A 14,377-nucleotide genomic window follows, 5' to 3' on the forward strand; every position below is an offset into this window, starting at 1 on the left:
GCCTGTTACTCATGAGACGTAACTTATTTCTATTGTTATTAACTACAAAGTAAATGATTAAATATCAATAATTCAAGAATTTCATGTACATTTGCCCAATAGTTGATTTATATTATAACAAAATGGAATCTAAAACTCCTTCCCGGGAAAAAGAAATTTATAAAGTGACTGTTGTGGGAAGTGTGGTAAACTTCTTACTCCTTGTTTTTAAGTTCGTTGCCGGAATAGCAGGACATAGTGCTGCTATGCTGGCTGATGCGGTCCATTCTTTATCCGATTTTGTTACTGATATTATTGTGATTATCTTTGTGCGTATTTCTAACAAGCCGGAAGATAAGGATCATGACTACGGACATGGAAAATATGAAACGCTGGCTACTACTATTATCGGGATATTACTTTTGTGTGTCGGCTTTGGTATCCTTTGGAACGGTGCTTCCTCTATCTATGATTTTTTTCATGGAGAACAGCTTGGAGAGCCGGGAATGCTGGCATTGATAGCAGCGTTGGTTTCGATTGTACTGAAAGAAATATTGTATCAATATACCGTCATAAAAGGACGAAAACTGAATTCGCAGGCGGTGATAGCTAATGCATGGCATCATCGGAGTGATGCTTTTTCTTCTATCGGAACGGCTGTTGGTATTGGCGGGGCTATCTTACTTGGCGACAAATGGAGAGTGCTTGACCCGATAGCTGCTGTAGTGGTCAGTATTTTTATAATGAAAGTAGCGATTCAGTTGCTGATACCTTGTGTAGATGAACTTTTAGAAAAGTCATTGCCTGATGAGGTAGAGCATGAAATAGAGCAGGCTGCACTTTCATTTCCCGGAGTGAGTCAGCCACATCATTTAAGAACCCGTAGAATAGGAAATCAGTACGCCATTGAGTTACATGTACGTATGGATGGAAAAATCTCATTGGAAGAAGCTCATCGTACTGCTACGGGAATTGAGCGAAAATTGAAGGAAATGTTTGGAGAAGGAACGCATGTGGGTATACATGTAGAACCGATTAAATAATTTGCCAATATGCCAATTGACTGTGCTAAAAAAACATGCTGAAGTACATTGGCGTATGGGTACATTCATTAATTGGCACATTGGTACATTGAATAATTATTGATTATGGCAAGTATTTTAGTTACAGGAGCGAGTGGATTTATTGGTAGTTTCATAGTCGAGGAGGCTTTGAAACGTAAATTTGCTGTGTGGGCAGGAATTCGTTCGACCAGTAGCAGGAAGTACCTGTCTAACCGGAAGATTCATTTTCTGGAACTTGATTTTGCTCATCCCAATGAGTTAAAAGCGCAGTTATCCGGTCATAAAGGTACGTATAATAAGTTTGACTATATTATACATTGTGCCGGATTGACTAAATGTGTAGATAAGAAGGAGTTTGATCGCGTCAATTATTTGCAAACCAAATATTTTGTTGATACATTGATACAACTTAATATGGTTCCCAAACAGTTTATTTATATCAGTACGCTGAGTGTTTTCGGACCAATACACGAGAAGGATTACAATCCGATAAAAGACAGTGATTTGCCGGCTCCAAATACAGCTTATGGGTTGAGTAAACTTAAAGCAGAGTTGTATATACAAAGTATCCCCGGATTTCCTTATGTATTCTATCGTCCTACAGGGGTATACGGTCCTCGTGAGATGGACTATTTTCTTATGGCTAAGTCGATACTCAACCATATGGATTTTTCTGTTGGTTTCAAGCGTCAGGATCTTACATTTGTATATGTAAAAGATATTGTTCAGGCTGTTTTTCTCGGAATTGAGAAGCAGGTATCCCGGAGAGCCTATTTTCTGGCCGACGGAAAGGTCTATAAAAGTCGTACTTTTTCAGATCTGATACAAAAAGAATTGGGAAATCCATTCGTTATTCGATTGAAATGCCCGTTAATTCTCCTTAAAGTCGTATCTTTGCTCGCCGAATTCATTGCTACCCGCTCAGGAAAGAGTAGTACGCTGAATTCGGATAAATATAAGATAATGAAACAAAGAAACTGGCAATGTGATATTACTCCGTCCATGGAAGAACTGGGATATGTTCCTGAATATGACTTGGAAAAAGGAGTGAAAGAGGCCATTGCCTGGTATAAGAATGAAGGATGGCTCTAGATTTATTTAAACGTGTGGAGACCCGCAAGGGACTGTTCGCTGTTGAGAAGGTAACACTGATATACAACTTGTTGACTTCTATATTGATTCTGTTCCTTTTTCAGCGAATGGATCATCCCTGGCACATGTTGCTGGACAGGGCTATGATTGCCGGAATGACATTCTTACTGATGTATCTTTATAGATTGGCACCTTGTAAGTTTTCTGCTTTTGTGCGGATTGCCATTCAAATGAGTCTGCTTTCTTATTGGTATCCGGATACGTATGAGTTCAACCGCTTTTTCCCAAACCTGGATCATATCTTTGCTTCTGCCGAACAGTGGATGTTTGGTTGCCAGCCTGCATTGCACTTTTGCTATTTGTTGCCGCATCAATGGATAAGTGAGGCTTTTAATATGGGTTATTTTGCCTATTATCCGATGATTCTGGTGGTGACTTTGTACTATTTCATCTATAGGTTTGAGTTGTTTGAGAAACTCTCCTTTGTACTGGTTACTTCATTTTTTATTTATTATCTGATCTATATATTTATCCCGGTTGCCGGCCCGCAATATTATTTCCCGGCCATCGGGTTAGAGAATGCAGAGCATGGTACATTCTATGCTGTCGGTGATTATTTCAATCATCATCAGGAATTGCTGCCCGGTCCGGGATATGAACATGGCTTTTTTTATAATCTTGTGGAGGGTTCACAGCAAGTTGGAGAACGTCCTACGGCAGCCTTTCCCAGTTCGCATGTAGGTATTTCTACGATTCTTATGATTATGGCAGCACGTGGGAGCAAATGGCTGTTTGCTATTTTGATGCCGTTCTATATCTTACTCTGTTGTGCCACTGTTTACATTCAAGCTCATTATCTGATTGATGCCATTGTGGGATTTTTCTCTGCATTTGTGATGTATGTGCTTGTAACGAAGATGTTTAAGAAGTGGTTTGCCGTACCGATGTTTAAGTGAATAAAGAAGAAAAATACATAATTCATCCGTAATAGTGTATATTTTATACACTAATTCGTCCGAAAAAGTGTAGATTTACACACTAATTCGTCCGAAAAAGTGTAATCATGAGAAGAGAAGCCCTTAAATTATTAGAGAATTGGAAGCGTCGTGAGGATCGAAAACCTTTGATTATTACGGGAGCAAGGCAAGTGGGTAAAACCTGGTTGATGAAAGAATTTGGTGCAGCGAACTATAAACAAGTTGCATATGTGAATTTTGAGAGTAATCGGCAGATGCGTTCGTTGTTTGAAGCTGACTTCTCTACTGACCGTATCTTGCTTGCCGTAGAGGCGGTAACAGGTGTAAAACCTCAGGCCGAAGATACACTGATTATCTTTGATGAGATACAAGAGGCCCCTAAGGGACTCACCGTATTAAAATACTTCTGTGAAAATGCTCCTCAATATCATTTAATGGCCGCCGGTTCATTGCTGGGTATCGCTTTGCATCAAGGAACTTCTTTCCCTGTGGGCAAAGTCGATTTTATTGATATGTATCCGATGACTTTCCGGGAATTTCTGCAAGCATTGGGAGAAGACAAACTGCTGAAACTGTTAGATAACAGAGACTGGCAGTTAATCAGTATGTTTAAGGAGCAATTTATCAATCTGCTTCGTCAATACTATTATGTGGGTGGAATGCCGGAGGTAGTACTTTCGTATGTAAACGAACGGGATCTGAGTCGGGTGCGTGAGCTGCAAAAAGCGATTCTGAATGCTTATGAACAAGATTTCTCGAAACATGCCCCTGCATCTGAAGTACCACGTATCCGCATGGTGTGGAATTCTATCCCGTCACAACTGGCCAAAGAGAATAAGAAGTTTATATATGGGTTGATAAGAGAGGGTGCCCGTGCCCGTGAGTTTGAACAGGCTATTAGTTGGTTGGTAGATTGTGGACTCATCTATAAAATACATCGGATCAGGAAGGCCGTTCTGCCTTTAAAGATATACGAAGATCTGTCGGTATTTAAGCTTTATATGGTAGATTGTGGCTTATTGGGTGCGTTGGTGGAGGCTCCTGCTGCTGTCATGCTTATAGAGAATAAAGTTTTTTCCGAGTTCAAGGGGATGTTTACAGAGCAATATGTATTGCAACAACTTATTGTTAACCCGGAATCTTCTGTTTATTACTGGAGTAGTGAACGTTCGGACGGAGAGTTGGATTTTGTATTTCAGTTGAATGATAAGATTTGGCCTATAGAAGTGAAAGCAGAGGAGAATTTGCATGCAAAAAGCTTGCGATCCTTTGTTTCCCGGCATCCGGAGCTCAGAGGAGTAAGGTTTTCCATGTCCGACTATCGGGAGGAAACCTGGATGATAAATATTCCACTCTATGCTTTACCCTTTACTTCGAAATAGATAGAATTTGTTTTGTTTGATAATAATGAAGTAGAGGGAGCGATAAACAAACTCCCCCGGCATTTATAAAGAAATACCGGAGGAGCCTCACCTTATGTTTGAGAGAATATAAAAAGGAGTTTTACTTTCTTACCGTTCGTGCTTTTGGGGCAGATTGGGGTTCGGGCAATGGGTTATCATCCGGACCGGGAGTAGTAGTCAGCGTTGTAAAGCTACTGTAACCACTACTGTATGAGATACCATTCTTGTTTTTTGCATAAGCTCTTACATAATAATAGGTTGCTGCTTTTAATCCGGAAATCTTAGTAGAGAAGTTAGTAGCTACCTGTGCTTTTGTATAGTTCTTTTTCGCTTCATCTATTACCGGTTCCGAATTGTTTTCACTCCAGCAGAAACCTACTTCAGTGACACTGGCTCCTCCGTCATTTGAAATACTGGCTGACATATCAGCTGTATTTGCAGTGACATTCTCTGCCGAAGGATATCCTACAGCAGGGGCGTAGGTAGCAATTGTAACGAAACGGACCGGAATACTGTAAGTGATCCCTTTTTCATTCTCTGCGTATGCACAGATGTAATAAGGTGTAGCCATAGTTAGGCCTGTTATTTGGGTTTCAAAGCGTCCGCTAGCATCAGAACCGGTATCTAACTCTTTTTTATTGAGACAGTTTTCCAGAGTTGGAGTAGCATTACTGGAGTCCGACCATACAAAACCTTTTCTGAGGATACTCAATCCTCCGGTATTGGTGATGGTAGCCTGCACAGTAACATTATCATCATTAATAATACTCATTGTCAGATCTTCCACTTCCGGTGCACTATTTAGTTGAGTGGTAAACTCGGTAACAGGACTGTATGCCGTACCATTCACATTTTTGGCATATGCCCGTACGTAGTACTTTACACCCTTTTTCAGATTAGAGATTTGTCCGGTATATGTTTCTAATTTACCGGTTTCAGTGATATGATCGTTATCGTTTATGTTAGGTGCGGCCACTTCACTACTCCAACAGAAACCGATTTCCTCTATATCTCTGCCTCCGTCGGTAGTGATTTCAACTTTTACGGTAGCTACTGTTTCACCAATGTTATTTATAACCGGTACAGCAAGTGTGGGAACGTGTGTTTGTACGGTATGGAATGAGGTTGGATTACTGTAGAAATAGCCGTCGACTGTTCGGGCATAGGCTGTTACATAGTAGTTGGTACCTTCCTGTAGTCCGTTGATAGCTATGTGGATGTTGTTTCCGCTACTCGTATCCTTTTTGGGGCCGCCTTCCATATCTACTCCCGGCTTGGTGGAGAAGATGTCATAACAAATCCCTTTTTCCAAAATCTCCGTACCTTCGGGTACGGTAATAACGGCGGTTACTTCAGCTGATGATACAGTGATATTACTGATCTGTGGTACTGTTTCAAAACCTACTACCTGTAGCTTTTGTGTAGTAAATTCCACTACCGGACTGTATCCTATGCCTTTGTCATTTTCGGCGTAAGCCCGGAGATAATATTTTGTATCGGTATTCAAGCCTTCCAGTAGTTTTGAGAAGTCGGCCGCTCCCAAAGCAACTTCCTCGTTCAGGTTGTCTATGGTAGGAACCTGATTCTCGGCACTCCAGCAGAAACCACGTTTCAGTATCGGATAGGCTGCATCCGGTGTCACTGCACGGGCAGTAACCAATGCTGTATAGGCTGAAATATCACCAACCGGATTGCAGGTAACTGTTGGTACCTTTAATGCATCTGTAGTAATTTCGATACTTTCGGCACTGTATCCGGTTTTACCCGTTTTGTTTTTAGCATAAGACCGTATCAGATAAGTGGTATTTGCCTTTAGATTGGTTAGTTCTACTGTGAAGGCTTCGGATGTAAATCCTGATGACGCGTTCTTTACGATATCATATTCAGTGGGATCCGCATTGTCCTCTTCTGTTTTTACCTTGTAAACTACTCCAAAGTCTGTCAGGTCGCTACCACCATCATCGGTTACACCACTGGTCAGGATAGCTCCCGTTTCACTTTTGCTTTCGGCTACAGGTGCATTGAGAGTAGGCGCTTCACTGGCAAGTGTACTAAAGCTTATCACATTTCCTTTTATTCTGCTGTATCCGGTACTGGCATAAATGCAATAGTAATACGTTTTTCCGATAGACAGGCCTTCCAGTGCTACAGTGTACTGGTTTTTCTCTCCGGCTTGGGCTTCTACTTCCTTTGCATTGTTCATCGAACTCGATTCGGCATAGAGAAATCCTATCTTGCATTTTCCCACACTCTTCGGGTTCTCAATGGCCGAACCTGTCAGTACCGCATCATATCGCGTCAGTCCGGTAGCATTGTTTGTCACCAGTGTAGGCGCATATATCATCGGTTCCTCGTCCTTATCACATCCTGCCGGTAAAAGTAGGATGAGGGTAAGGAGCAGGTACCTGATTATTTGTATCTGATGTTTCTGAATCATGTTGATACTTCGTTATTTTTTTACCATTACTTTTTGTCCTTCAAGGAAGTAGATGCCCTCTGCCAGTCCGTTCACTTCGTTGCGGCCTTCCTGAGCTTCGATCACTCGTATGGTACGTCCGCTGGCATCATAAATAGGAATGGTGCGGACAGCATTACTTTCGATATAGAGAATACCGTTCTCACTGTATGCTCTGGTGGCTTGGTCCGGGGTCAGGAGCATGCTTCCGATACCGGTGATGCTGCCTCCATCGCCACCAATGCTGTATAGCCGTGGAGCGGATGCAGGAGCGGCTTTGGTTTGTACATAGGCCTGGAAGGGGGCTACGTCGGCATAATTGCGGATAAATACACTGCCGGCGGGATAGTCTTTGTTACCATCAAAGTATGAACTTGATTCATTTAAAGAATATACCTGTTCGCTTTTTTCAACTGTAGCATAAGTTGGTACAAGACTGTAGTTGGCACCTTCTGACGATTGCAGGACACCTTCGGTAGGAACAAGTAGGACACCGGCACTATTTTCTGCGGAGAAACGAACATTACCGGTAATATTATTGGCTTCCGGATAGGCCCGGTTGTTAGGCATACAAATGAGGTAAGGTTTATTGGCCTGTATTGAAGTGGCTGAGACATATCCGGTTGGAGTAAGTTCGTATAGCCAGAATGGTAAGGCCATGTTGTCCGTTTCTAAAAGGGGGTTACCGAAAGGTGCCAGTGGGGTTCCGGTAGCGTCGGGTTCGGTAGAGTACCGCGTATACGTAAATTGATCAACATCAAACGGTAATACAATAGTTTTCCAGCCAGCTGGTGAATTGTACCCACTCTCTGTATTGAAGTTTTTGTAGTAATACACTTTCTTTGCTTTTAACTCTTTGGCAATGCTGAACTGGTTTCCATCTGTTTTAATCTCCATTTGGTCGGTAACACCTCCCCGGAAGATGTAGGTGAAATTGTATTCTGCATTGGATGCTACGCTTCCATTTTCCGGAATGTAGAGATAGGTTGCTGCAGAGAATACATTATAAGGAACTTCCCAACTGGGGTTCCATACTACGGTATTTAAGTAGGATTTGTAGGATCCACCACCGGAGTTGTTATAGCATCGGAAAGCTCTTTCTCCAATCTCTGTTACGGTAGCCGGTATTTCAATATTACTAATGGAGGTACCTTCAAAAGCTTGTTCTCCTATCTTCTCCAGATGAGGGGGAAGAGTAATACTTTTCAGTTGAGTAGATCCGTTAAAGGCCCAGAGTTCTATTACTTTTAAGTTTTGCGGGAGTTGTATTTCATTGATTCCACTTTCACGAAATGCATGGCTCCCTATTTTTTCCAATTTAGATGGTAATTGAATTGTTTTTAGTTTGGAACAGCTCCAAAACATGCTATTCGGTAATTCGGTCATATTGTCGGGGAGAGTAACTTTGGTAAGTTCGTTACAGCTACTAAAACACCTCCCCCCTATAGTAGTAACTGTTTCGGGAATTACGATTTCCTGGATGTTGCTACCCGCGAATGCTCCCTCTTTTATGGTTGTTACACTTGCAGGGATATTAAAAGTGGCAATTTTACATCCATAAAATGCATTTTCCGCAATTTCTGTAGGTTCTGCACCTTCTGTAAAATGAATGTTAGTGATATTACTGTTTCCAAGTCCACTGATGCGTGTAATGGTTTTAGGAAATGTAATACTGGTAAGGGGAGTGTTTGCAAAAGCGTATTCTCCAATTTCACGTATACCGTTGTTAATTGTTATCTCTGTCAGGCCGGATTCAGCAAATGCTGAACTTCCAAAATAGGTAATGGTTCCGGGAATAGTTATTTTGGATAATTGTGTACATCCTTTAAAAGCTTGATGCCCAAGTTCTGTAAGCGCTCCCGGAAGAGTGACTTCTTTTAATGATGTACAACCGCTGAATGCGTCTTGCGGAATGGATGTCAGAGAGGTAGGTAGATTGATACTTTCCAAAGCAGGGCAATTCATAAATGCAAAAAGATCTATTTGAAAGGCTGTATTGTTTTTAGGGAGAGTTACATGTGTCAATTGTGTGCAGTATGCGAAAGCATAACGTCCTAACTTTTTGACTGATTCCGGTAGGTGAATTTCTGTAACGGGAGTCCTTTGAAAAGCTTCCTCTTTAATTTCTTCAAGTTTTGATGAGGCGGAGATATTGACTGTTTTTAACGAGTTACATCCGCTGAAATTTTGTCTATTAATTCCAGTTATATTATCTGGTATAGTAATACTTTTCAAATTACTGCATCCTTTGAAGTTAGGTAACCATCCTGCTAATTCAGAGGGGAGTGTAACTGATTCCAATTGTGTACAGTCATAGAAAGAACCAACTTCAGTTACGCCTTCGGGGATGACCAGTGATTTCAATGAACTACAGTTATCCATATTGCCTAATTGGATTAATCCATCGGGGAGTTCCAATTCTAAAAGACCACTGCATCCATTGAAAGCGCTGTTTATTGATTTTAGCGTGGAGGGCAATGTAATATGTTTAATAGAAGTTGCACCGTAAAACATATATGAATACAATAAGGTAAGACCTTCCTGCAAGATGACTTCCTCCAGATTAGTACAGCCAGCAAAGTTGTTACCATTATAATAACTACTGGGGAAAGTGCATCCATCATAGGTGAAACTATCTGTTAGTGTACTTGGTAAGGAGGCTTTTTTCAACGATTGACAACCTTGAAAAGTATATTGCCCCATTATTTTGACCCCTTCCGGAATAATGATTTCTTTCAAACGACTGCATGCATCGAATGAGTATTCTCCGATCCATAGCAATGTACTTGGAAGTGTAACGGTTTCCAATGACGGGCAGTTGGATACACTATATCCGCTCCATGTAGAATAAGATCCTTCCTTAGTATAACTTCCCAATCCTACAGCGTTCTTAGGTAGCTTTAAATCTATCAGATTGACCATTCCCCGAAACATATAGCTGCCAACTATATTATTCTGAGTCATATAATCCTGTCCTTTATAGGAGGTATATGGAGTACCTCCTTCTACAATAGTTGCATTGGTCAGATCGAGTCTTTCCAGATTTCCTGCGGTAGTACGGATTAATGCAATGTCCGTTCCGTTGAGTGATCCGCTGATGATGAGTTCAGTAATGGTCTGAGTCTCTTCGGAAGATAAGTGTTGAGAAAGTGTTCCTGCCGGATTCACTTCTATTGTTTTGGCTTGTGCGCCTGTGCTGAGGCTGAATACAGCCACGAACATGATAAAATAGATACTTATTCGTTTCATATCTGAGTTTTTTTTATTTGTTATCAATTGGTTCCGGGGTAGGGTTGTCACCTTCTCCGGGTTCTACTTTGTCTCCTGGTTCGGTAGTCATCCAGACTGTATTACTATAACCTGTACCTACATCGTTGGTAGCATAGGAACGTACGTAGTAAGTAGTTCCCGGTGCCAGTCCGGTGAGGACTGTTTTAAGTTCTTCTCCCAGAGTGACGGAAATAACAGTACATCCTGTTTTTCCTATTTCAGGATTTTGCTCTGTAGCACTCCAGACAAAGCCCTGGGCGGTAATATTCGAATTGCCTTTGTCACTGATACCGGAAGTAATAACTAATTTAGTGGGGAATGTTCCCGAATTATACACACTGTTCATGGATGGTTTTTTACCAAGAATCGGGTCATCCGGTGTAGGGTTATCGTCCGGTTGGGGAGGTAATGCAGCAGTCGTTATATCACCAAAATAAATATAACTGACTCCGTTCCGGTCTTTATTCTTGGCATACGCGGCTACGCTGTATGAGGTACTGTGTGTAAGTCCTGTGGCTGTCGCCGTGAAGGTGTTTCCGGCCATTACTCCTTTAACATGATTTCCTTCAATATCCGGAGTTTCACCGGCAGGTGCCCAGCAGATGCCATAATCGGTTACAGCAGCTCCTCCGTCATTGGCAATGACTGCACTGATGGTGATCCGGTCAAATTTAACCAATTCATGTCTCCCTTCTGTCAGAGTAGGTGCATACGTCTGTCCTGTCATAAAGCTGATAGGTTGGCTATATCCGGCTTCCTGCACTTTATTGTTTTTGGCATATGCACGTACCATATATGAGGTGCTGGGATCCAGGTTATTTAGCAATGCTTCAAAGTTATCGGTGGTTGCTTCTGCGATCGCTTTACCCGTATTGTTTTCCAAGGTAGGTGTTATTCCATTATTACTCCATACAAATCCTCGTTCAATAATCGTTAAACCATTTCCTCCCGCATCGGAAACGAATGCTTTGGCTTTGGCATTGTCGTCCTGGATGTTCATCACTGTCAGACTACTCACTTTGGGTGCAGTATTTGCTGCAGTCAGTAGAGTGGCAGGTGCGCTGCAATATCCGGTTCCTTTGCTGTTACGCGCAAATGCTTTCACATAATATCTCTGCCCGCCGGTCAGGCCGGTAAGATTAACCGTTATTTTACCAGGATCTGTACTCTCGGATAAGGCCGTTTGTACATTTGCCCCTCCTTGTTCCGGGTTTTGATTGGTCAGACTATAGTAGATTCCCCGTTCCTGCACTTCACTTCCCCCATTAGAAATGATAACGGCAGTGATGGTTGCTGAAGTTTCCGTGACATTCTTGAAGATAGGATTACCAATCTCGGGCACCAGTAATGCACTGGTAGTGAATTCTACTTCATTACTGTAGAATGTGTCATCGCGTGTAGTGGCATAAGCACGGGCATAGTAAGTGACGCCTTCTTCCAATGCGGTAAGTTTGGTTTGCATTTGGTCGCTTTCTCCGTTGAAAGGCTGCGGATTATCTGCCTTGGTGGGGTTATGTTCTCTACCATAGCAGAATCCTTTTTCTCTTATTTCTGCACCTATACCCGTTGCTACCAGAGCCGAGAGTACTGCCGATTCGGAAGTAATATCCGATACAATCATTTTCGTCAATGATGCAGTCTGCTCTTCGACAGTGGTAAACTCTATCGGAGAACTGTAACCGGTTCCTTTTTCATTGGTCGCATAGGCGCGGAGGTAGTATTTCGTTTTAGAGTTCAATCCGGTCACTACCTTGGTGAAAGTACTTGTTTCGTCGGCCGTTACCTGATTTTGCCCGTTTTCAATCACTACAGGCAGGCGATTCTCCGCACTCCAGCAAAAGCCGCGTTCTTGAACCGGGTACCCCCGTTCGTCAGTGACGGTTCCTGTTACCTCCAGTGTATAGGAAGTCAGTTTATCCGGATTGGGCGGAGCGATTGTTACAATAGGGGTCATTAATTCATCCGTTCTTAATGTAATGACCTGGCTGTATCCGGTTCCGGTTTTATTGGTGGCATATGCCCGTATGGCATAGGTTGTATTGGATTGCAAATTGATAGCAGTACCAGTGAAAGGATCCTCTTTTCCAGGTGTTGCCGTGAGGGAACCCAATACTACGTTATCGCTCTTGGTCGGGTCGGGGTCGCCTTCAATATATATTTTATAAGCAAACCCACGAATGGTCGGAGTATCGTCACCGTCATCGGTCACCTGGCTACTAAGTGTCAGGGTAGTCTCATCTTTACTGATAACGGTTGGTACGCTTACAATAGGAGCAATGCTTTCTTCTGTAGTGAATGACTGTACCGGGCCTTTTACCAGTGTATTGCTGCTTTTAGCATAAATACAAAAGTAATACTGGGTACCCGGTTTTAATCCTGTAGCTGTTGCCCGGTATTGATTACTGCCGTCAGATTCTTCTGTGCCAACAAAGGATTCTGCATCGGCCATGTTGTCTGAGGTGGCAACCATAAAGCCGATATCGCATTTCACGATGCTGGACGGATGGGGGATGGCTGCTCCTGAAAGAACGGCTTGCACCCTTGTCATTTCCGTCACGCTACCACTGGCAAGCGTAGGCGGATAGGCTAACGGCTCGTTGTCTTCTTCACAACCCGACAAGAGTAGCACCCCACACATTATTATATATAGGAATTTCTTCATCTCATTTTACGTTTTGGGGTTAGAATATCATACCGATACCGGCACTTACTTCGTGGTATTTGGCATTTACTGTGTGATACCCCGCAGAGATCAGGAACTTGTTGAAACGCAGAATACCACCCAGTTCGAAGGCTACTCCGGTAGGAGATTTGCTTGTGTCCTTTACCTGTACTCCTTCAAGGCTTTTTCCACTTTCATCCTCAGCCCGCTCATCCAGTTCATAAGATAGAGTACGGCTGCCGTATCCGGTTCCTGCATAAAGGTAGATCGTCTTGTTGAGGCGACGGAAATATCCGGCGGTAACTGACATACGCGATTGGTGGGTGACTCCTTCTTTATAGAATGGAGGTATGCTTCCGTCACCTATTGTGCCATTTTCGTTGCATTCCAAGTCGCTCCCTGCCGAGCCAAAATCACTACGGAAACCAACGTAGAATCCGTTCTTGTTTTTACCAAATCCTAACATAGCGCCAAAGGTGGTAGAGTTCGGGTTGTATCCGGCCTGCAGCAAGACAAGCGTATTCATTGGGATTTTAGGCTTGATAGTAGATATCATTCGGAAAGTGGGACGTACCGTTTCGCCCGCCGCTACAGTCAGTATGGTGTCTATGGGGAAATAAGTTTCCTTTTCGATGCGTACTTTATACTCTTTGATAGCCATGCGGTCACTGCGATAAGGGGTGGTACCTACGAGAACTGTGTCAATGTAAACTTTGGCATCCTGTTCGGGCAGGGAGAATATCTCCATATAGCCGAACTTGGGTTTCAGCACTACACTTTTGGTCACCGGACTGCTCCCTAAGGAAATAACACCTGCTTCGGGTTGGTACATCGGAGCTTCTACACGATACGTATGATCTCCTTTGGGCATGGTAGCGTTGAACAGACCATTCTCAACCGGCACCTGTTCATCGTCAATATAAATATTGGCGGTAGCAGGTTCGGGGCGTACTACGATGAGCTGCATGTTGTTTTCAACTACAGGCTTATCTTCCTGATCACCGGTGTTGAGTACCATTTCGTATACGGTGGCTTTTTCGATGATGTCCGGATAGAAGTAGTTTCGCATAATACCGAGTTCGTCATGTAAAATGGAGATACGGCGGGCGCCTCGTGGGACGTACAGCCAGATTTCTCCTGTTTTGTTTTCACGTGCCGTGATTCCCAGGGCGTCCGGTTCAAACATAAGGTCTTTTACATTGGTCACGATACGGATAAGTGCACAGACTTCACCGTTTTGGTCCCGTTTGGGAGCTGTGACGCGGGCAGTGATGTCGCTTTCCATACGTTGGAAAGATGCTACGTTGATTTTTCCTTGTTGCGCAAGCACAGAGATGGCCGGGCAAATAAATAGAAGAACGATAAATAGTAGCAACAGACGTTTAGTAGTGCTATTTGACATGTTTGTTTCTGTAATTTAGGATTAATGTATTTTTCGAACAAATATAATTAATGTTTATAAAACAGTCTTCTTT

Annotated in this window: 8 protein-coding genes; 4 read left to right on the plus strand and 4 right to left on the minus strand. The window is 42.7% G+C overall.

All coding sequences use genetic code 11. From position 1 onward, the window contains the following. Positions 1–122: 122 nt before the first annotated feature. The 4 genes from ACESQI_RS19450 (at position 123) to ACESQI_RS19465 (ending at position 4,494) form a co-directional block, all read left to right on the plus strand. Positions 123–1,022 (plus strand): cation diffusion facilitator family transporter, encoded by a 900-nt coding sequence (locus tag ACESQI_RS19450; RefSeq protein ID WP_373126834.1) that lies wholly within the window; start codon positions 123–125, stop codon positions 1,020–1,022. Between the two features lie 105 nt (positions 1,023–1,127). Continuing rightward, positions 1,128–2,135, plus strand: coding sequence for an NAD-dependent epimerase/dehydratase family protein (locus ACESQI_RS19455; RefSeq protein WP_373126836.1), 1,008 nt, complete (start codon positions 1,128–1,130; stop codon positions 2,133–2,135). Further along, positions 2,126–3,091 (plus strand): phosphatase PAP2 family protein, encoded by a 966-nt coding sequence (locus tag ACESQI_RS19460; RefSeq protein ID WP_373126838.1) that lies wholly within the window; start codon positions 2,126–2,128, stop codon positions 3,089–3,091. The genes ACESQI_RS19455 and ACESQI_RS19460 overlap by 10 nt, the downstream gene beginning before the upstream one ends. Positions 3,092–3,198: 107 nt before the next feature. Beyond that, positions 3,199–4,494: an ATP-binding protein gene (locus ACESQI_RS19465; RefSeq protein WP_373126840.1), complete on the plus strand. Its 1,296-nt coding sequence runs from the start codon at positions 3,199–3,201 to the stop codon at positions 4,492–4,494. 121 nt (positions 4,495–4,615) lie between these two features. Here the strand turns inward: ACESQI_RS19465 and ACESQI_RS19470 are convergent, their stop codons facing one another. From ACESQI_RS19470 to ACESQI_RS19485, 4 genes are read right to left on the minus strand one after another with little or no spacing between them, the layout of a single operon-like run. Next, the gene (locus tag ACESQI_RS19470) at positions 4,616–6,952 is read right to left on the minus strand and encodes a hypothetical protein (protein ID WP_373126842.1); all 2,337 of its coding nucleotides are present in this window, start codon (positions 6,950–6,952) and stop codon (positions 4,616–4,618) included. 12 nt (positions 6,953–6,964) lie between these two features. Then, on the minus strand, positions 6,965–10,219 hold the full coding sequence (locus tag ACESQI_RS19475) for a leucine-rich repeat domain-containing protein (protein ID WP_373126844.1): 3,255 nt from the start codon (positions 10,217–10,219) through the stop codon (positions 6,965–6,967). Positions 10,220–10,232: 13 nt separating this feature from the next. Then, on the minus strand, positions 10,233–12,902 hold the full coding sequence (locus tag ACESQI_RS19480) for a hypothetical protein (protein ID WP_373126846.1): 2,670 nt from the start codon (positions 12,900–12,902) through the stop codon (positions 10,233–10,235). Positions 12,903–12,921: 19 nt separating this feature from the next. Continuing rightward, entirely contained in the window at positions 12,922–14,304 is a 1,383-nt protein-coding gene (locus ACESQI_RS19485; RefSeq protein WP_195660128.1) for a PEGA domain-containing protein, read from the minus strand. Positions 14,305–14,377: the final 73 nt, after the last annotated feature.

It is taken from the genome of Bacteroides sp. HPS0048, assembly GCF_964240755.1.
In the GTDB taxonomy this organism is placed as follows: domain Bacteria; phylum Bacteroidota; class Bacteroidia; order Bacteroidales; family Bacteroidaceae; genus Bacteroides; species Bacteroides nordii.